The sequence below is a fragment of the Clostridium saccharoperbutylacetonicum N1-4(HMT) genome (genome assembly GCF_000340885.1).
Taxonomy (GTDB): Bacteria; Bacillota; Clostridia; order Clostridiales; family Clostridiaceae; genus Clostridium; species Clostridium saccharoperbutylacetonicum.
Map to the genome: position 1 here is coordinate 315,744 of NC_020291.1, position 21,112 is coordinate 336,855.

The 21,112-nt window shown below is 30.0% G+C and carries 20 protein-coding genes; all 20 read left to right on the top strand.

Annotated features, from left to right (window positions below):
* The first annotated feature begins 1,110 nt into the window (after window positions 1-1,110).
* The 20 genes from CSPA_RS01495 to CSPA_RS01590 all read left to right on the top strand — a co-directional run bounded on the left by CSPA_RS01495 (window position 1,111) and on the right by CSPA_RS01590 (window position 21,089).
* The gene (locus tag CSPA_RS01495; protein WP_015390446.1) at window positions 1,111-1,359 is read left to right on the top strand and encodes an acyl carrier protein; all 249 of its coding nucleotides are present in this window, start codon (window positions 1,111-1,113) and stop codon (window positions 1,357-1,359) included.
* A gap of 3 nt (window positions 1,360-1,362) precedes the next feature.
* A complete protein-coding gene (locus CSPA_RS01500) occupies window positions 1,363-2,733 on the top strand; it encodes a coproporphyrinogen-III oxidase family protein (RefSeq protein ID WP_015390447.1) in 1,371 nt (456 codons plus the stop codon).
* 4 nt (window positions 2,734-2,737) lie between these two features.
* Window positions 2,738-3,976 (top strand): aminoacyl--tRNA ligase-related protein, encoded by a 1,239-nt coding sequence (locus CSPA_RS01505; protein ID WP_015390448.1) that lies wholly within the window; start codon window positions 2,738-2,740, stop codon window positions 3,974-3,976.
* Window positions 3,977-3,992: 16 nt separating this feature from the next.
* Entirely contained in the window at window positions 3,993-5,123 is a 1,131-nt protein-coding gene (locus CSPA_RS01510; RefSeq protein ID WP_015390449.1) for an acyl-CoA dehydrogenase family protein, read from the top strand.
* Window positions 5,124-5,141: 18 nt separating this feature from the next.
* Complete coding sequence (locus tag CSPA_RS01515) at window positions 5,142-5,891, top strand: electron transfer flavoprotein subunit beta/FixA family protein (RefSeq protein WP_015390450.1); 750 nt, start codon at window positions 5,142-5,144, stop codon at window positions 5,889-5,891.
* Window positions 5,892-5,906: 15 nt separating this feature from the next.
* Window positions 5,907-6,875 (top strand): electron transfer flavoprotein subunit alpha/FixB family protein, encoded by a 969-nt coding sequence (locus CSPA_RS01520; RefSeq protein ID WP_017810865.1) that lies wholly within the window; start codon window positions 5,907-5,909, stop codon window positions 6,873-6,875.
* Between the two features lie 10 nt (window positions 6,876-6,885).
* On the top strand, window positions 6,886-7,683 hold the full coding sequence (locus CSPA_RS01525; RefSeq protein ID WP_015390452.1) for an ABC transporter permease: 798 nt from the start codon (window positions 6,886-6,888) through the stop codon (window positions 7,681-7,683).
* Window positions 7,683-8,462, top strand: a complete 780-nt coding sequence (locus CSPA_RS01530) for an ABC transporter permease (protein ID WP_017810864.1) — start codon at window positions 7,683-7,685, stop codon at window positions 8,460-8,462. Before CSPA_RS01525 ends, CSPA_RS01530 begins: the two co-directional genes overlap by 1 nt.
* Before the next feature lie 6 nt (window positions 8,463-8,468).
* Window positions 8,469-9,485, top strand: coding sequence for an ABC transporter ATP-binding protein (locus CSPA_RS01535; RefSeq protein ID WP_015390454.1), 1,017 nt, complete (start codon window positions 8,469-8,471; stop codon window positions 9,483-9,485).
* Window positions 9,486-9,493: 8 nt separating this feature from the next.
* Window positions 9,494-10,507, top strand: coding sequence for a BtrH N-terminal domain-containing protein (locus CSPA_RS01540; protein ID WP_015390455.1), 1,014 nt, complete (start codon window positions 9,494-9,496; stop codon window positions 10,505-10,507).
* 24 nt (window positions 10,508-10,531) lie between these two features.
* The gene (locus CSPA_RS01545) at window positions 10,532-12,247 is read left to right on the top strand and encodes a non-ribosomal peptide synthetase (RefSeq protein ID WP_015390456.1); all 1,716 of its coding nucleotides are present in this window, start codon (window positions 10,532-10,534) and stop codon (window positions 12,245-12,247) included.
* 37 nt (window positions 12,248-12,284) lie between these two features.
* Window positions 12,285-13,379, top strand: a complete 1,095-nt coding sequence (locus CSPA_RS01550) for a hypothetical protein (RefSeq protein ID WP_015390457.1) — start codon at window positions 12,285-12,287, stop codon at window positions 13,377-13,379.
* Window positions 13,366-14,814 (top strand): class I adenylate-forming enzyme family protein, encoded by a 1,449-nt coding sequence (locus CSPA_RS01555; RefSeq protein ID WP_015390458.1) that lies wholly within the window; start codon window positions 13,366-13,368, stop codon window positions 14,812-14,814. The genes CSPA_RS01550 and CSPA_RS01555 overlap by 14 nt, the downstream gene beginning before the upstream one ends.
* A gap of 3 nt (window positions 14,815-14,817) precedes the next feature.
* Entirely contained in the window at window positions 14,818-15,090 is a 273-nt protein-coding gene (locus CSPA_RS01560; RefSeq protein WP_015390459.1) for an acyl carrier protein, read from the top strand.
* 29 nt (window positions 15,091-15,119) lie between these two features.
* On the top strand, window positions 15,120-16,025 hold the full coding sequence (locus CSPA_RS01565) for a hypothetical protein (protein WP_015390460.1): 906 nt from the start codon (window positions 15,120-15,122) through the stop codon (window positions 16,023-16,025).
* Window positions 16,026-16,125: 100 nt separating this feature from the next.
* Window positions 16,126-17,055, top strand: a complete 930-nt coding sequence (locus CSPA_RS01570; RefSeq protein WP_015390461.1) for a peptidase U32 family protein — start codon at window positions 16,126-16,128, stop codon at window positions 17,053-17,055.
* 28 nt (window positions 17,056-17,083) lie between these two features.
* Window positions 17,084-17,875: a hypothetical protein gene (locus tag CSPA_RS01575; protein ID WP_015390462.1), complete on the top strand. Its 792-nt coding sequence runs from the start codon at window positions 17,084-17,086 to the stop codon at window positions 17,873-17,875.
* Between the two features lie 552 nt (window positions 17,876-18,427).
* Entirely contained in the window at window positions 18,428-19,018 is a 591-nt protein-coding gene (locus tag CSPA_RS01580) for an anthranilate synthase component II (RefSeq protein ID WP_015390463.1), read from the top strand.
* Window positions 19,005-20,360 (top strand): aminodeoxychorismate synthase component I, encoded by a 1,356-nt coding sequence (gene pabB, locus CSPA_RS01585; protein WP_015390464.1) that lies wholly within the window; start codon window positions 19,005-19,007, stop codon window positions 20,358-20,360. The genes CSPA_RS01580 and pabB overlap by 14 nt, the downstream gene beginning before the upstream one ends.
* Window positions 20,361-21,089 carry an aminotransferase class IV gene (locus CSPA_RS01590; protein WP_015390465.1) on the top strand — a complete coding sequence of 243 codons (729 nt, stop codon included), beginning with the start codon at window positions 20,361-20,363 and terminating at the stop codon, window positions 21,087-21,089.
* Window positions 21,090-21,112 lie beyond the last annotated feature (23 nt).

The following is a 21,112-nucleotide window of genomic DNA, read 5'->3' on the forward strand; positions in this document are numbered from 1 at the left end:
AAAAATTAAATAAATTTATTACTGAAAATTAAAGTTTTGATCAAACTTTGTTTAAAAAATGTAAAATTTATTTTACGATTTTAAGCCTTTTATAAAGATTGTTTTGATCAAACTTTATTCAAAACCTACACCAAAGGCACCTTTTCTCAGAATTATCAAATAGCCAGCAAAGAAAAGGTAGCTTCTTTGCGTAAGTAGGCTCTATTTTTCTATCATTTAAGGCTTCCACATCACCTTCATTAATGGAGATTTCAGACGTTGAGCAAAAGAGTTCTATTTACATTTTAACCAGTCAAATTTCTTGCTAAAAAATCAGCTAGATGTCGATTCTCAAGGCAGTACACCACCTAAAATTGTGAATTGCTACAATAAATAAGCGATTTTATTAACTGAGGATCTATTAGAAATTGATCCTGAAATATAATCAAATACCTGCTTCCATGGTTCTAAACCTAAGTGCTTAGAAATATGTAAGAAAATCTAAAATTCTCCCATATAGATCTTACTATAGGTAAATCACTACCAACTCCATGTGTATGATATGATTTTCAAAGTTTGGTTTTGATAATTTATTCATAATAATATCGAATTTTTCATTAATTGAATTTCTATTTTGTAGTTATTGTTACTTATAAAAAGAATAATGTGTAAATTTACTTTACAAATTGTGGTGGTATACCAACTCAACTTTTTATAAAAATCAAAATAACAATATTATATTAATTGGAAAAAAATTTGAATGAAATTTCTAAATATATATAGAAATTTGTATAAAATATATAATTTTATATGTTTTCAATTAAAAGTTAATTTAGTATAATGATTACAGGAATTTATTTGAAATAATACATTCTATTTACATTAAATATATAAGTATTATTATATAATAAAAAATGCAATATTTGGAATATAGTTGCAAAATATTTAACATATTATTATATAAGGAATATGGTTATATATAGGATGGTTATTTTATGTTTGTTTTAATAATTACTATAAAATGTACTTTCTTTACAGTGCTTGAGAAAATGAAGTTCTTATTTTGACTCTAATATCAACATGTGAAAAAATATTGATTTTTAAAAATTATAATGAATAGGAGAAATAAAAATGAAAAAAATTTTAAATGAAATTATTGATTACCTATCAAAAGTACTAACTGCGGAGAAAATTCAAGAAGATACTCAGCTAATAGAAGAAAATATGTTAGATTCATTGGGAATTGTAAGTTTATTAACATTTATTGAAACTACATTTGGTATTGATTTGGCAGATGATGATTTTGATATTAATAACTTTAGTTCACCTTTGAAAATTGCGGAACTGATTCATGAACATAGTGTAGAGATGGAGAAATAGGAAATGAGTGAGATGTTCAGACTAAAAGATACAGAACATTATGATTATCCACAATTAAGCATTTTTCATGATGTTTTGAAGCAAACAGATTTCGATGAGTTTTTAAAGGATAATTCATATAATAAGAGCAGTAACACAGCGTTATATATACATATACCTTTCTGTAGAACTTTTTGTATCTTTTGCAATTATTATAAAGAAAAACCAGAAAAGAAACTGGTTGAACAATTGATTTCTGCAATTATTATAGAATTAAAATACTATGCAGATAGAATGCCATCAGAATTAAAAGAAATATCAGCGGTACACTTTGGAGGAGGAACACCGACATCAATTGGTATTTCAGGGCTACAACAAATAATGGAAACCATAAAGGATACTTTTGATGTAAAAGAAAAATGTCTTTTTTCAATAGAAGGGCATGTAAGAGATTTGCATGATTCTAAATTCGTTAGGAATTTGAAAAAGATTGGTTTTAATCGTGTAAGTTTTGGTATACAGACCTTTTCAACGGATATAAGAAAAAAGTATGGATTGCTTCCAATATCAGAGGTAGATGCAACTATTAATAATTTAAAAGAGTATGGATTTGAAGATTATAATGTTGATCTTATGTATAATTTTCCAGAGCAGAATTGTGATGAAGTAGTTGCTGACATTAATAAAGCATTTGACTTTGGTGTGAATTGTATTGATTTATATTCATTGAATGTATTTCCTAATACTAAAATGGAGAATTTTTTAACCAGACATGAAATGTATAAGAAATATATTGATATAGAGAAACGTTCCTCATATTTAGGAATATATGAATATTTAGAGGAAAATAAGGACTGTAAAATGGTAATGTCAAATACAATATCACGAAAGATGGACAAGCCAAACTTGTATCTGAATACCCATCTTGGAGCAAACAAGTTAGATGGGGGGCGTATTATTGGAATAGGACCATCTTCAAGAGGGTATGTGGATGGATTTGCATATAAAAATCATCTTGATGTAAATGGTTACATTAGTGCGATCAAAAAAAATAAGCATGGAAGATATCTTGAACATAAATTATCATATTTTGAGCGTCAAAACCGATTATTTGTTATGTTTCCTAACTTTACTTACATAAAAAAGAAAGATGCTGTTTTTAATGAGTATACAAAAAAAACCATGGATGTATTACTTGAAAACAGATATGTATATGAAGATGGAGAAAAGTACTATATAAAACCTAAAGATTGTTACTGGGCAGGAAATATTTCGGCAATGTTTTATTCTGAGGAGCAGAGAGAAAAAATGATTAAAACACTACTTCTTAACAGAAAAAATAAATTAAATATGTATAATCAAGATAAGATGCAAATTATTGGAAGGGATAGGTAGCGACATGAAAAAAACTGATGTTATTTTTGAAGAGCCTCTTAGTCTTAAATTAGTTGAGGAATTTGAAAAAAAAATATACTATTTGTCAGAAGATATTATATCATATGAAAGAATTTATAAAGATGAAAAAATAATTGGGGAAAGATTGAGCCTTGAGGATGATAAGCACGCAGATAAGATAAGGGACAGGGCATTGCATGTCATTGAAAATGAAATACTTGGTCTAAAAGATATAAAAGTTAATAGATTTTGGAACAATGAAGGAAATAATAAATTTAACAATGAAAATATTATAGAGGAATTAATAAAAAATGAATTGATTTATATACCATCTGATGGTCAAGTATCTTTTAAAGAGCCATTAGTGAGTTTATTTGATTTTTTTGATACTGTCTTTAAGAATATATCAACTAAAATATTTAAATGTGAAAATTACCGTTTCCCTACATTATTAAGATTAGATGTATTAAAAAAGGTTGGATATTTTGAATCATTTCCTAATTTACTTATGTTTACTACAAGACTTCGGAATGCAGTGGATAACTATGAGGCATTTAAAAATTCATTTACCCAAGAGACTGAGGAAGAAGAAATTGCAGATGGGTTAATGGAGTATTGCTGTAATACGTCATTCGGTCTACCACCTACTATGTGTTATTATGTGTATGACATGCTTTCAGGAAAGGAAATAAAGCAAAAAGCTATAACTACATGTGGTAAGTCATTCCGATATGAAAATAAATATTATAAACCATTCGAACGTTTATGGGATTTTACTATTCGAGAGACGGTATTTATCGGAGATTACAACTATGTAAGAAATAATGTAAATGAATACAAGAAAATGGCTGTTAAGCTTATGGAGTTATTAAATATGTCAGGTTTCTGTGAAACTGCTAATGACCCATTCTTCCTGATAGGCAATGCAGCGAAACGTATTAATGCACAAAAAATGTTTGGCTCTAAGTATGAATTACGCCTTAAGCTTAGTGAGGATAATACCACAGCAGTTGGGTCATTTAATTTGCATAGTAACTTTCTGGCAAAAAGATTTAGATTCTATTCAAACTTAGAAAAGGAGGAATATTGCTATACAGGTTGTATTGGGATTGGTTTGGAGAGAATGATGTTTGCATTCTTATCGCAGTATGGATTTAAACAGGAAAACTGGCCAAGTATGGTAAGGGAAGGAATTGATAATCCATTATTGGTGAATAAATATATAGATAAGCTTGTAGAATAATATTTTGGGAGGAATTATGGATTTTGAATTTTCAAATGAACAAATTAAATACAAGAAATATCTAATTGACTTTGTAAAAAAAGATATTAATGGAAATATGCATACTTTTGAGGAAAAGTGGAGGTTATGTGCTCAGTACGGATTATTTGGAATTTCATTTGAAGAAAAATATGGTGGATTCGGAGAAGATTACATAACAGCTGCATTGTTGATGGAAGCATTGGGATATGCTTGTGATGATAATGGCTTTGTGTTTATAGTGACCAATCATTTGTGGGCATGTATGAATACAATTAACCAATGTGGATCAGATGAATTGAAACAGAAGTATATGAGGAAACTTATAGATGGAAGTTTAATAGGTTGTTTAGCGATTACAGAAGATGAATCTGGTTCTGATATTACCCAGATAAAGACAACTGCTACTAAAGTTAAAAATGGTTATATTTTAAATGGAAGTAAGAAATTCATATCCAATGCACCTATTGCAGACATCTTTTTAATATCTGTAATGACTGGAGAACCGGGCTCTATTAATGGGTTAAGTTGTTTTATTTGTGAAAAGGATACAATAGGGTTGGAAATTGGAAAAGAAATCAAAAAGATGGGACTTACATCATGTCCTATGGGAGAGATTCATTTTTCGGATTGTTTTATTCCTGAAGAAAATATGGTAGGGCGTTTAGGAAATGGATTAAGTATAATTAATACTGGATTAGAGTGGGAACGAAGTTTTGAATTTGCAAGTCATGTAGGAGTCATGCAGAAATTAATGGAATTATGTGTGACGTATATAGAGAAAAGGAAATTAAATAATTATCAGGCAGTTACACATAAGATAGCTAAAATGCGTGTCAACATAGAGATGGCCCAGCTTTTGCTGTATAAAATTGCATGGAAGAAGAACTTGCATAAGAATACATATCTTGAGGCCTCTATGTTTAAGTATTTTATCAGTGAGACTTATGTAGAAACATGCTTGGAAACCTTACAGATATTCGGGGCGTATGGTTATAGCATTGAATCCAATATAGAAAAAGAAGTTAGGGATGCACTAGCTTCTAAGATTTATTCCGGCGCATCAGAGATTCAGTTAAACATAATTTATAAGCTTGTGAATAACTTTATTCAGACAAGTTATAAATAAGTAGATTGGAAGAGTGATATGAATATTGTTGTATGTTTAAAACAGGTGGCACAAGGAATATGTTCAGATGGTAATTGTGGGATTAGCCCATATGATTTATTTATGCTTGAACAGGCTATAAATTATAAAAAAACACATCATAATGTATGTATTATATGCATTACAATGGGTCCCTCAGCTTCTGAGGAAATATTAAGGATGGCAATTTCTCTTGGATGTGATGAGGCAATTCGTATTACAGATAAGTGCTATTCGGGTTCAGATACAATTGCTACAGCTTATATATTGTCTGAAGCAATCAAAAAGATATGTGATGTTGATTTAATTTTATGTGGAAAGAAATCTTTAGATGGAGAAACAGGTTTTGTAGGACCGTCTATTGCTAAATTTTTAGAGATTCCATATTTAATAAATGTTACAGGGATTGAAGATGGAGAGGGAAAAGAAATTGTTGTAACTACACTGGAAAAAATGTATGGGATGGATTATCAGGTAAAGTTGCCATGTGTACTTTGCATGGAGGGAATTGATACACATTTAAGCCCTCAGTCTTTATTTTCCATAAGAAAGGCAAATAAGTATAGTGTTGAAGTGTGGGATAACAGCATACTTAATATTGATTTAAATAAATGTGGAACAAATGGTTCAAAGACAAAGGTTTTAAATGTATTTTCACACTATAATGACAAGAAATTAATTGAACGTATAAGTGATGCTGAAGATGCAGTTGATATGATGATCTTAGAATTTGAAGTTTTTAGTGAATAGTTGGTGATGATAGTGATGAAAAATATAATAGTGATTTGTGAAGAAGATAATAAAGTAATAACACAATTAAGTCTTCAGATGATAAGCAAGGCACACGAATTGATAAATGGAATAGATGGTGAAGTGACTATAGTTGTGCCTAATAGGGAAGCGTTAATAGAGTTACCAATTACAGCTAATATTTATAATGTTATTGAATGTTCTGATTTGAGGAGGATAAGCCGGAATCAGACAAGTGAGTTGCTTGTGGAGATGATAACTATGTATATGCCTAATTTAGTATTATTTCCAGATTGTGACTGGTGGCGGTCCGTTGCTGCTAGTATGGCATCAGTATTAAATGCTGGTATTGTTGCTGACTGCATAGAAATCGAGTATAACTCTAATATAGAACAGTTTGTATTTCATAGAACTGCTTATGTTGGTTCCAAGGAAGCAATTGTGGTTGGAAAAGATACAAAGACAATATTAGGTGTTGTGAAGAAAAATGCATTTAATGAAAAAAAACTTGGAAAAATGCCATTAAAAATTGACACATTTTATTATGATAAAGAGAAAAAATCAGATATTATCCTTATTCGGAAAAGGGAAAGAATATTAAATCATGATATTTCTTTACAACTAGAAGGAAAAAAAATTATTTTTGGTGTTGGACGAGGTGTAGACAGTGAAAGTCTTGCTATACTAAAAAAAATAGCAAAGCATCTTGGTGCAGGATTGGGTTATAGCAGACCTATGATTGAACGTGAAGTTGGTACTTCAGATTTGCAGATTGGGCAATCAGGCTGCTTTATACAACCGGATCTTTATATTGCATTTGGAATATCTGGAAGTATACATCATGCATGCGGTATTTTGAATAGCAAGAAAATTATTGCAGTAAATAAAGATTGTAATGCATCAATTTTTGAGTATTCAGATATAGGAATTATTTGTGATTCAGGTGAAATAATTAGGAAAATAGGAGAAAAGATATTTAGTTAGGAGGAATAATATGAAAAGATATTTATATTACATATATCTTTCATTTAAGGTTCAGTCCATGTATAAGGCGAATATTGTATTTTCAATAGCAAGAGCTTTTATATTTCTTGCAGTACAGATTGCTTTGTGGAATGCATTGTATATGAGTGGGGCAAATATCGAATTTTATTCCCTTAATGAGATGCTTACATATCAGATATTAAGTGCAATTATTGCAAGTTTTTTGACTGGGATGGCACCAATGAGTATTGTTCAGAATGATATTAATACAGGAATGATTGTTAACTACCTGAAGCTTCCTTGTAGCTATAAACTTCAGGTTTTTATGACAAATTTAGGGGGAAACCTGTTTGCGTTTTTATTTGTATCTATCCCTATGCTTCTTTTGTCTAACATTTATACTAGGATTATGCTCCCTGCATCAATAGGAGCCTTTGTATATTCTGTATTAGCACTGGCATTTTCAATAGGAGTATATTTTGAACTTTATTATATGTTTGGTTTGATTTCATTTTGGTTTATGGATCGGTATAATACGGTTGGGCTGTTACTTACAAATGTCATTAGAATATTGTCTGGTGCGATTATACCACTAACGTTTTTCCCAAGCTGGCTTTATAAAATTGTAACAGTACTGCCGATGAGATTAGGATTTGATTTCCCTATTTCTATTTATCTGGGAAGGATAGGCATGTTGGAGACTGCTACAGGATTTCTTTTGCAGATTCTATGGATTGTAATTCTATGGGGAGTTAATAAAATATTTTTTAATTTAGGTTTGAAAAAACTAATTTTGCAGGGGGGTTGATGATGGTTGTATATATGATGTTATTAAATGTAAAAGCAAAACTGCAATATGGACATACGCTGCTCTATGAAGTCATTAGTTATTTAATTCGCTATCCAGTAGAATTTATTGCAGCGTGGATTATTCTTTATAACTTCAAGGCCCTTGGTGGATGGAATTTTAGTCAGATTCTGTTTTTGCAAGCGGTTTCTTTTGTTGTTATTTCATTAGGGTGTGCTTTTACTTGGGAACCAATGGTCGCCATGCAGGGATACATTGTTGAAGGAAAACTTGATCAGTTTCTAATTGCGCCAATGAACCCATTCTGGTATGTGATAGGAATAAATTTCAGGGCTACAAACCTTGTGATTACCATAATATGTGGTACAATAGCAACTTTTGCAGCAAATAATGCAGGGGTGACATTATCTTCACGTATAGTTTTTTATCTTATAGGATTAGTGGGAGGGGTTTTAATTGTTGCATCATTCAATGTAATGATAGGGTCATTATCCTTCTGGATATATCAGACACATAATATTATGTCCTTTATGATTGACACTGTGGGTGAACTTTTAAAATATCCAATTAGTATTTATACAAAGGGATTACGTTTTTTATTAACCTTTATTTTGCCGATTTCATTAATTGATTATTATCCAACAGCATATTTACTGGTAGATAATGAAATGAGTTGGACGGTTATGATTATTATTTTATTGGTAGGTATTGTTCTTTTTTATTTATCATATTGTTTATGGTATTTAGGATTGAAACAGTATAAAAGTTCAGGAGGTTGATTATTTATGAATATAAATAATATTGTTATAAAAGCAGAGCATCTAAGTATGGTTTATAAAAAGCCAGTAATGCAAGAGGGTAAGCTTGGTATGTTAAAAGATATGTTCAAACGTCAGTATTCTTATTATGAAGCGTTAAGTGATGTATCTGTGAGTGTTAGAGAAGGTGAGATTTTAGGATATATTGGTCCTAATGGTGCAGGAAAGTCAACGACAATAAAGATATTAACAGGTGTTATGCATCCGACCAGTGGAAGTGTTACAGTGAATGGCATTTCGCCACATAAAAAAAGAATTGAAAATGGAAAAAGTATAGCATTGGTATCAGGACAGCGAAGTAATCTTTATTGGGATTTGCCTGTTTATGACAGCTTCGAACTTCATAAAAGAATTTATAAAATACCAGATAAGCAATATGATGAAAATATGGATATGTTTCAACAGCTATTAAATATCCAATCATTTTTTAAGACACCAGTAAGACAATTGAGCCTTGGGCAAAGAATCATGTCAGATTTTGCACTTGCTTTTTTGCATAATCCATCAGTTGCGTATCTTGATGAACCTACAATTGGACTGGATATATCGGCAAAAGAGAATATTATTAAATTTTTAAAGCAGATTAACCAGCAACGAAAAGTAACTATGATGATAACTTCTCATGATTTATCAGATATTGATAATCTCTGTGAGAAGATACTGATTCTGGATAAAGGGAAAAATATATATGAGGGACCTAAAGATAAACTAATCAAAGAGTACTGTAATGAGCAGTGCACTATTGTTATGGAGATAGAAAATCTACATAACATAAAAGACTTATCAATATTACAGTTTTGTCAAATATCAAAAAATGGAAATAAAGTAAATATTTCTTTTAGCCGTCAGAAAACGAGTCCAGCAGAAATTATGATGAATATCATGAATAAGGGATATAATGTGAAGGATTTTACTATTTTAGAAACAAGCCTGGAAGATGCAATTAGGGTTATATATAGAAATGCAAAAAATAATGTTTTATGAGGTAGCCTATGGAGAAATATGTATTTAAGAAATATTCATCTTTTGTTAGTAATGCTTGTCTGATATCATCATTTTCTAATTTGTTTTATAATTGCGGTTTGGATATTATGGAAAGTGATATATTTTTCCTTGGTGATGGAATGAGATTTGATTATCAATGGGATGATAATGCAAAAAGTCTAAAAGATATTGTTTTATTTCATGATTCCAATATTATGATTCAAAATTTCTTTGAACAGATAAATGAAAAAATTTCAATAAAAAAGATACCCTGTGGTGTGAATGAAGAAGAATTCAATATATTCATTAAAAAGAAGATTGATGAAGGCGTTCCTGTTATTATAGCAATCAACACAGAGTATATTACATATTATAATAAAATTCCCTCAAAATTTAGACCACATTTTTTAACAGTGATTGGTTATCGAGATAATGAAGCCTATATATCTGATTGTCTAGTACCGACAGTAAGAAATTATGAAACATATGTAGGCTTCTTTGGTTTTAGTGATTTGTTTAAGGCATCTAGAAAGATGGGGCATATTTATTATGATTTTAATTATGAGATATCTGTAAAAAAGATAACAACCATAGAATTGAATCAGATTCATTATAAGTTCAAAAAAAATATAGAGATAGATTTATATGATAATTATGAAAAATTAAAAGATTTTGCATATCGGATTAGAAATATGAAGAAACAGTTTCCTATTGAGGAAATTGCAAAATCGGCAGAGGATCTGTTTTTTAATATTAAATATAATGGAATACTGCATAGTAGAATGTTAGTGTATACACATATGCTTAAGTATTATGAAAAAAATCAGGAAGTTTTATCGAAACTTAAAGATATATATATAAAGTGGGAAGCTATAAACTATGCTTTGTTAAAGAATAATCTAACCAATGCACCTGCAGATAAATATGATGGTTTATGTGAAAGCGTATTAAATTTATTAGATTTAGAATATACAACATACAAGTCCATGCTAGCCTGCTATACAGCAGATAAAATATTATGACACTATACCAGGAGGTGAGAATTTATGAGAGAAATACATGCACAAAGTAAATTAATATTCCATAACGAAATATTTGAATATGACAGAATTATGGAAAGAATATTTCAAATTGAAAGCATAGTGCTAACAAATATAAGACAGGAAAGTTTAGTTGCAATAGCATTAGAACGGTCTCCAGATGTCATATTTACTATGCTGGCAATGCTGAGACTTGGCATTACCTTTTTACCATTAGATTTGAAACATCCAAAAGAAAGAATTGAATATATAATAAAGGATTCAGGTGTCCATACTGTAATAACATCATCTAACTATAAAAAACTGTTTACAGGGGTAAATATTATTTCATTAGATGATAGTTATGGAATTAGTTCAGTTACAATTCAAAAACAATACAAAAGTGAATTAGCGTATGTGTTATATACGTCAGGGACAACTGGAAATCCTAAAGGTGTGATGATAAAACGGGAAGGACTAAGGTATTTTATTGATGGAATGGCTAAGTGTATTGATTTTAGAGCGAAAAAACGTATTTTATGTTTAACGACTGCTGGATTTGATATCTTTTTCATGGAGAGTATTGTACCTGTGTATCTAGGTTTAACCGTGATTCTGGCAGATGATGAAGAAAAAAATGATCAGGAAAAGATTGCTGAACTTATTGCTAAGTATGATATTAACATGCTACAGATGACTCCATCAGCACTTCAAATGCTGATAAACAATCAGAATGGGAAAAAGAGTATGGAAAACATATCGGACATCATGGTTGGTGGAGAAAAGTTTCCTCATAACTTACTTTTGAATCTTAAGAATGTGACGAAAGCAAAAATCTATAATATGTATGGTCCAACTGAGACAACAATCTGGTCAATGGTTAGTGACTTAACAGATAAGAATAGTGTTAATATCGGGTTCCCGATTTACGGAACAGAAGTTTTCATTTTGGATGAGAATAGGAAGCCAGTAGCAGAAGGAGAGGATGGTGAAATTTATATTGCCGGAAAAGGGTTGGCGGAAGGATATCTTGGTAAAGAAGAACTAACTAGCAAAAAGTTTGTAAAGATTATAGAAGAACAAAATATAATGGCATTCCGGACTGGAGATTTAGGACGTTTTCTACCAGATAAAACAATTCAGTATATTGGTCGCGTTGATAATCAGATAAAATTTTATGGCTATAGAATAGAACTTGAAGAGATTGAAAGTGTACTCAATCAGATTCCTGGAATAGATAAAGCCATAGTGTTTGTTGAAAATTTAGATATAACTAATAAAAGACTAGTTGCTGCTTATATAGGGGTTAATAAGTCATATACTGAAATAAAGGAATATATATCGAAGAAGCTACCTAAATATATGATTCCTGCTGATTTTATTAAAATGGATAAATTTAAATATAACATGAATGGAAAGTTGGATAGAGATAAAACAATAAGGTGTATTTTGGATGAAGAGCATAGCGGTATTCTAATGAATCCGAAAAGTACAAATTGGACATTGAACAATATTTTGAGAAAAATAATAGAAATAATTAGTGATTTTATCGGAAAGAATGATGGTTTTGAAGTGTCAGCAGATTCAAAATTATCTGATTTAAACATAGATTCTATAGAATTTATACAGATTATTGTTACTTTAGAGGAGACGTTTCAGATTAATTTTGATTATGAGAAGATGACATTTGCAGCGTTTAGTACAATTTATTCCATGGCCCAATATATAAGTACAAAAGTGTAATTGAGTATTAATTACGTACTAGACAAAGGAGACAAGTATGAATAATATAAAGCATGAATTTGAAATTTCTAAAGAAGGTAAAAGAGTATTACCAGTAACCTATCCTATTATAACAACCTATACTAATCATGCACATATGCTGGCAGTTTTGGGTAATAATAAAAAAACACTTGAATGGATTATTAGCAATTATATATTGATTTACTGCAATAAGGATTATGCAAAAGGTCAGTGGGGAGATATGTATTTTCAAGCGCCATATAGGGTGAGACCATATGATCAATGCGAGTGGCTTGTTTCAGACAAAATATCTGTTAAATATATTTTAGATGCTTCTGAGAGTATCATAAATAAGGTAATTAAGTGGATTGATGAGGGAAGATATATAGATATTATGCTTGATTACTACTATATTAGCGATTCAATATATTATAACAAAGAATCATTTGGGCATGACATGCTTATTTATGGTTATGATTCGTTAAAAAAGGTTTTTTATTGCAGTGACTTTTTATTTACAGAATCTCATAAATATACATTTAGCACCATATCCTTTGATGACTTAGAGAATGCTTTTGCACATTCCATTAATGACGAAAAGAGAAATTATCTTAATGATCAACTATATGTATTTCAGTGTTGTGAAGATTGCGAGTTTGAATTTGATGAGCATAATATTATAAATAGTTTACAGTTTTATGCTGAATCTAAGGTTCCGGAGTACTGGTATCTGTATAATGTAATAAATCAGAAAGAGAATGTGTATGGTTTGGATGTCTATGATGCTGTGATTTGTTACTTGGATAATATTGTGAATGAGTGGTGCTACACTAAAATATTCTATATGTTATATGATCATAAACATCTTATGATTAGTAGATTGAATTACTTAGCAGAATTAAAGACAACCTATGAGAAGTATTACAGAGATTTATGTGCCAGATATATAGAATATGAGAAGGTATTGAAAAATGTAACCTTCTTTATGGTAAAGTACAATTTTTGTAAGGATAAAAATATTTTAAGTGACGTTAAAAGCATTTTGAAAGAATTGAAGTGTCAGGAAAAGGAGTCTTTGACTCAGTTTTTTGAGAACATTAATTCTGGGAGGAGCTCAGATGATTATAGATAAAATACTGTTGAATTGTGATCTTAATCCGGAGAAAACAGCTATTTATTATAGAGAAGATTTGATTAAATATGGAATGTTACGAAGTAAGATTAATGAGTACAGTGAGATAATAAAGGGACTAGGGACTGAACAGAATGAACCGATAGGAATCGTGTTTGACAATGAACCAGAGATAATATTCTGGACTTTGGCACTGTTTAAGAGTGGAAATCCAGCTGCACTGTTACCAGTATACTTTAAAAAGAATGAAATCAAATATCATATTAACTGCTTAAATCTTAGGTATTTTGTGGTACAAAGCAAATATATAGAGAATTATGCTAACATGTCTGTAGAAACTGAATTTAATGGGTGTACTTTATTAATAAGAGATTCAAGCTTACAACATTGTATTAGTTGTAATTCGGAGGATAGAATTATTCAATTCACGAGTGGTAGTCAAGGAGAAAGTAAAGCAGTAGCTAGAACCGAAAGTGCTTTGCTTAATGAAATTATTTCATTAGAAAATCCATTTGCACCAGTAGAAACGGATGCAGTTTTTTTGCCATTATCACCTTTGTTTCATTCTTATGGATTGGTAGGTGGAACTTTATTTCCTTTATACTATGGTTTAAGCGTAGCACTTGCGGATATCAAATATCCAAAGTATATTCTGTCGCAGATTGGAAAATTGAAAGTCTCTCATATGTTTGTAACTCCATTTATTTATAAAATGTTTTGTGAGATATTGAAGGCGAATAAAAACATATTTGATTTATCAAGTGTTAAGAAAAGCTTCTCAGCAGGAGGTGCTATTGAATTAGAAACAGCATCTCAGTTCAAAGAACTTTCAGGAATTGATATATTTCAAAACTATGGTTCTACAGAAGCGGGAACTATGGCGATTGGAAAACAGCCGTTGACTTTGGATTATTCAATTGGATGTATGATTTCAGATGCTGTTATTAGTATTATGTCACTTGAGTTTATCGAACAAGAAAATTATGGGGAGCTACTGATTAAAAGTGATATTATAGATTTCCATTATTTATACCCTGAAAAACTCAATGTCGAGAAGTTTTATAATGGTTTATTTAGGACTGGTGATATTGTAAAGAAAGAAAATAATGTTCTGTATTACATGGGAAGAAGCGATAGTATGATTAACATAAATGGACTTAAGGTGTATGCGAATGAAATTGAAAATATCATAAAAGAGATTGAAGGTGTAAGTGAAGTATCAATCATAAGCATATCAGAGGGAAAGGACGATGAAATGAAGGCATATGTTGTATTGAACAATAATGCTGATTTAACGGAAAATTCAATTAAGCAATACTGTAAGAAATTTGTTGCAGACTATAAGATACCTAGAAAAATAGAGTTTATAGATAGTCTTCCTAAAAATAGTTCTGGTAAAATATTGAAGAAATACTTAATAAAAGGAGAAGAATAGTATATGAATTATTCATATGATGAAATAAAAGAAATTATAAAAAATGTAGTAATTGAAACGAATGATGTGAATATAAAAATAGACGAATTGAATGAAAATACTAATTTTATTAATGATTTATCTTTTGATTCCTTCAATTTTATTAAAATGATTGTAGCTTTGGAAGCGCAACTGGATGTTATTTTCACAATGGATGATTTGGATATAAACAAGATGGAAACACTAGGCCAACTGATTAATATTTCATATAGCATATATATAAACACACATAATTAGTTGCAAGAAAGAAAAGAGGTAGTTAAAGTATGTTGGATATAAAGCCATACAGAAATGATAATCTGGCATGTGGAGAAATGGTTTTTGCGACATATTTGGAATGGAAAAGGATACCTCATGAACTTATGTTTGAACATTCATGGGGAAGAGAATTTTTGTATACAGATATTCCTATAGCAGAGACATCATTAAAAAAATATTACAACATTGATTTACAATGGAATGATATTTCAATGGAGAGTTTAGTGAAAGATACCAGAATACTTGAAATAGATAAGCCTTTAGCGTTAGCTATAGATTTAAAAGATGCAGATTGGATAGAAAGTGTATATACTAAGGCATTTCCTATTCATTGTATTATGGCGATAGGTAAAAGTGGTATAGATGGTTTTATATGCCTTGATCCAACTTTTTCAGATGGGATTATAAAATTTTCTAGCAGAAACAAAAGAGCAAGATACGCTATTATGGAAGTGACTCAGTGTAAAAATAATGACCAAAATTTTATTATTGAAGAACTGTATAATAATGCAAGATTATTAAGCACTAGTATGTTGTTTAGTGAAATAAGGAATTATGGGAAGTATCTTTCGGAGAGTCTATTATCAAATGAAATGAGAATGAATTATGCAGAGTTACTGGCAAATGCAAATTTATATCGTCTTAATAGGATACATAAAGACTTGCTGAATTACGCAAGTATGCTTAATTATATTTCTGTAATAACGAATTTGGATTTGAAGATGTTTGTACCAAAGTTAGGGGAGAGGGCAAAACATTGGGAACTGATTCGGAATGCTGTAACAAAATATTATTGTACAGGAAATAAAGGAATTGTAGCTGAAATAGGAAATGGAGTAATTATGGCAGCAGAGAAAGAGGAAAGCCTTAGTAAAGAATTATTAGAATATCTAAATAAAAATTTAGGTAATTAAGAAGCTAAAGTATGAATGTAAATAAGAATGTAATTATTGTCTAAAAATAGGCCACTAGTTTTAGAGGGCTATAACTAAGAATTAGTAAGGAGATAGTTTGATGGTAATAATGGCTCCAGTTAATAGTATGAAATCCTGTATGGCTGTAATTGAAAGTGGTGCGGGTGAAATTTATACGGGTGCGGATGAAGGATTGTTTGGTACATATTCATTCACGGGAAGAGGAAAGTTCACAGGAAATTCAACTAGAATTCTTCCAGAGTTCACAGAACTAGAAAGAATTGTAGAATATGCACATACAAAGGGAGTTAAGGTGAACTTTCTTGCCAATATTCAATATCTACAAGATATTAGTGATAAACATATATTGGAAAGGCACTTTTTAGATTATTGTGGGAATGCTATTCGTGCAGGCGTGGATTCAATTGTTTTGGGGGATTTAGGTCTTCTTAGATTAGTAAGGGAGAAATATGATGTAGAACTGCATAGTAGCATTTTCTTTAGAACAATTAATAGAGAACAAATTGCGTTTTTTAAAGAATATGATATTAAACGAATTTGTTTATCTTATCATGTTACATTACAAGAAATTGAAAAAATGTGTATGTCTAATATCATGGATATAGAAGTTGTTGGTTATCAAGGGTGCTCAATGTTTAATGGAACATGTAGTTTTTTACATGATTATGGAGAAGATAAGTTTGATCCGGGGCTTTTCTGTAAAGGAATTTATCAGGTAAATTCGGATGAACCTTCTAATATATTTGATGTAGAAGCAAGATGTGGATTATGTTCATTAAGGAGATGCAAGTCTGCAGGGGTAAAAGCAATAAAAATTGTTGGAAGGGAAATGGATTATAGAAAAATGCAGGGAATTGTGAGCCTTTTTAGTAAGATAATTAACAATGATGATATTTCTATAAATGAGATTTTACCTTCATGGTGGAAGTATACCTTGTGTAGTAAAAACAGTTGTAAATACATCGGAAATAAATATGAAGAATTTATGATAGGGGGAGATTATCATTAATATTAGTTTTAGAAAATATATCTCAGATTTGGATGATGAAACAATTGAAGTTCAATCCAATGGAGTAGTATTAGGAGATGAAGGGTGTATTTATCTGTGCTTGCACGATTCTGTATTAGATTTTGCAAAAAAGTGCAAGGATAAGCAAAAAACAGTAAGATTTCTTACGCCTATTGTGCCAGACATATATATGGATGATTTAGTAAAAAGAATAGAAGATTTATCAAGGATAATTTCATTAAAGGTTACATTTAATGACTATGGATTGCTTCATAGATGCAGTAAGTTAATTGAAAACAAACAAATTATTCCTGTATTTGGAAGGGTTTTGACTAGATCTATGTTAGACTGTAATTGGGCAAAACGTCTGCTTACTAATGAAAATGATAAAGTAATAGCAGGATTATATGAATATAGTCTTATGGATAATGAGAAGATAAAATTACTGGAAGAATTTCATATACAGGAAATAGAAGTAAATTATCATCCGGAAAAAATAACAGAGTTAAGCGAGGTGGTAAAACTTCCCATTGTGATATACAATAATCAATTATTATCTGTTGGGCGAGTATGCTTTTCAGCAAGATATCAGCAGTTAAAACTTCCTAATTGTGCAGAATGTATGGAATGCAGAAAAAAACTACAGTTTTCTGTAAATAAGAAATGGAGTAAAAAAAGAATGTGTTATGATGAACCTGATGAAGAATTTAAGCAATATATGAGTGATCTTTATGTGCAGGGGAATGTTGTATATAGAAATATTAATGATTTACATTTAGACCTTCAGCAGAATGTGATTGAGGAGTTAATATATGCGTGATTTACAATAAATGAATAGTTTAATCCGCTAGCTATGCTGTGGGAGAATCGTGTAAGCGAAAGCGATGAGGATAACATAAGAAAGAAGCCAGAGAACTTGAAAATACATCGTGAAAAAATGTAGAAAATTTATAATAGATTACAGGCTTGACTATATAAAATTATATACTGAGGTATATCAGATATAATGTGTAAATATACTGATATAGCTTCAAGAAAAATTCCATTGGCTTTTAACAAGAGTTATGAAAGTATATATTTTGGACAATATATAGGTTTAAGAGAGCTGGATCTAGTGTTTCGATGCCAGGGATGATGTATACTATTAAAATCAACTCTAATTTTAATTTTGTTTGAGATTTTTAAATTTACTCAAAGGAAAATAGCATTCTTGTTGAATATATAAGAGAATAACTGATTTTGTTATGGATTTTTTCATCTATAATTATTTAACATTTTGAGTAATTTTTCTTTTTTTATAAAACTGAAAATTAGAAAATTAGCTGTTTAGCAAATATGAAATTAGCTAAATTAATTAGGAAGGATTGATTCAATGTTATTAATGATAGATAATTATGATTCGTTTGTATATAACCTTGTTAGGTATTTTGAGGAAATTGGAGAGGTGGTAGATGTAGTTAGGAATGATAAGGTTGATATGAATTGTATAGATAGAAAAAAATATTTAGGAATAGTTATATCGCCTGGGCCTAAAAATCCTAGGGAGGCAGGGTTTTGTTTAGATATAATTGATAGATTCAAAGGGATTATACCGATACTTGGGATATGCTTAGGGCATCAGTGTATTGGGCATTATTTTGGTTGCAGAATTGTTAAGGGAATAAAACCTATGCATGGGAAAATAAGTGAAATAATGCATAGCGGAGAAGATATATTTTATGGAGTTAAAAAATCGCTTAAAGTAACTAGGTATCACTCATTAATAATTAGTAAAGAAAAAATGTCAAAAGAGTTAGTAATTACAGCAGAAACCTCAGATGGAGTAATTATGGGAGTTAGGCATAATAGTTTGCCTATATATGGAGTTCAATTCCATCCAGAAGCGGAACTTACTGAAGATGGTCATAAAATTCTTAAAAATTTTGTTTTAGAATGTAGGAGGTTTAGAAATGATAAATTTTAAAATAAAAGAATTAAATAAGTATTATGATCCAGTTTATACATATAATCTTTTTAAAGATTATGAAGATAGCATATTTTTAGATAGTTCAAAAGAAGATAAGCTGTTATCAAGATACTCTTTTATTGGATTAAATCCATATAGGAAGTTTGTTGCTAAAGGGAGACAAGTATTAATTGATAACGAAGTATATAATGATGTTGATCCATTTCATAAATTAGAAAAGCTTATAGATGAATATAAGCTTAGCGTTAATAATAAACTTCCTTTTATAAGTGGAGCTATTGGATATTTTTCTTATGATATAGGAAGGGTATTAGAGGAATTACCTAATAACTCAACTGAAGATTTTAGTATTCCAGATAGTATTTTTATTTTTTTTGATAACATGTTTATCTTTGATTTACATAATAAGAAAACATATGTAACTGCAGCAGGACAAAACGAAGAAGCTTCAATAAGTATATTAGGAATAGAAAAATGTTTAGAAAATTATATTGAAGAAGAGTTATCCCAATTAACAAGTTCTAACAATGTGTTTTTTTCTAATTTCAATAAAGATGAATATCAAAAAGCAATATCAATGCTAAAGGAATATATTAGAAGTGGAGATGTATACATAGCTAATATGACTAGAAGGATATGGTGTAATAACAATGAAGATTCTTATAAAATATATAAAAAATTAAGAGATGCAAATAAAGCACCATTTTCAGCGTATATGAATTTTAAAGATTTTCAAGTAATAAGTTCTTCACCAGAAAGATTCTTATCTATTATAGATGGGGTCGTTCAAACAAGGCCAATTAAAGGAACTAGGCCTAGAGGAAGAAATCTTGAAGAAGATGAAAAAAATAAAAATCAGCTAATAAATTCTGAGAAAGATAAATCAGAGTTATTAATGATTGTAGATTTAGAAAGAAATGATTTAAGTAAAGTTTGTAACCCTAATTCTGTAAAAGTTACTGAACTGTTTAAATTGGAGACGTATGAAACTGTATTCCACCTTGTAGCAACAATAGAAGGAAAGTTGAAAGGCAATGTTTCGTCTGTAAAATGTGTGAGAGAGTGTTTTCCAGGAGGATCAATTACAGGTGCGCCCAAGATAAGAGCAATGGAAATAATAGAGGAACTTGAAAAGCTGAAGAGAAATATTTATACGGGATCCATAGGATATTTTGATTTAAGAGGAAATAGTGATTTTAATATTGTTATTAGGAGTATTGTTAAGAAGGATAATAAAGCTTATTTAGGTGTTGGCGGTGGAATCACCTGGGAGTCTATAGAGGAAGCAGAATGGTTTGAAACAATAGACAAAGCTAAAGCATTAATTGGGGTATTATAAATGAGAGAGATAATTTATAACAAGAATAAAATATTATTAGATGAAGGCTTATTTTTTGGAAGAAGCGTATTTGAGACAATTCTCTGGAGAGATAAACCGCTATTTCTAGATGAGCATTTAACAAGATTAAAAAATGCAATGGCAGAAATAAATTTGAAACCTTTAGAAGAGCAGGCGTTAAGAGAATATCTTAATAAATTGTCAATAAAAGATAAGGTGTTAAAAATAACTGTTACACCTTTAAATCTTATAATCACAGAGAGAGAAATTAATTATAAGCAAGAAGATTATAATAAAGGTATGGCATTAACAATTTCAAAAGTAAGGAGAAATAGCACTTCAAGGCTGTGTTATATAAAGTCTACATGTTATATAGAAAATTTAATTGAAAAAGAAAATGCCCAAAAGATAGGATTTGATGATGTTATATTTCTAAATCAAAAAGAAAATATAACAGAAACAAGTTGTGCCAATATATTTATTGTACAGAATAAAGAGATTTTTACTCCTAAACTAGAAGATGGCCTATTAGGAGGCGTAATAAGATCTGAAATTATGAAGAACTTTAAAGTTAATGAAAAAAGTATCACAATAAAAGATTTAGGAAATTCAGAAGAAGTGATTATAACAAATAGCTTAATGGGAGCTATGTCAGTAAGAAGGATAGATTATATTGAATATAATAATGAAGAATTTAGGAAAATGTTCAATGCTCAAATAAATAGTTGAATTTTAGAGTGTATGCAGTAGGT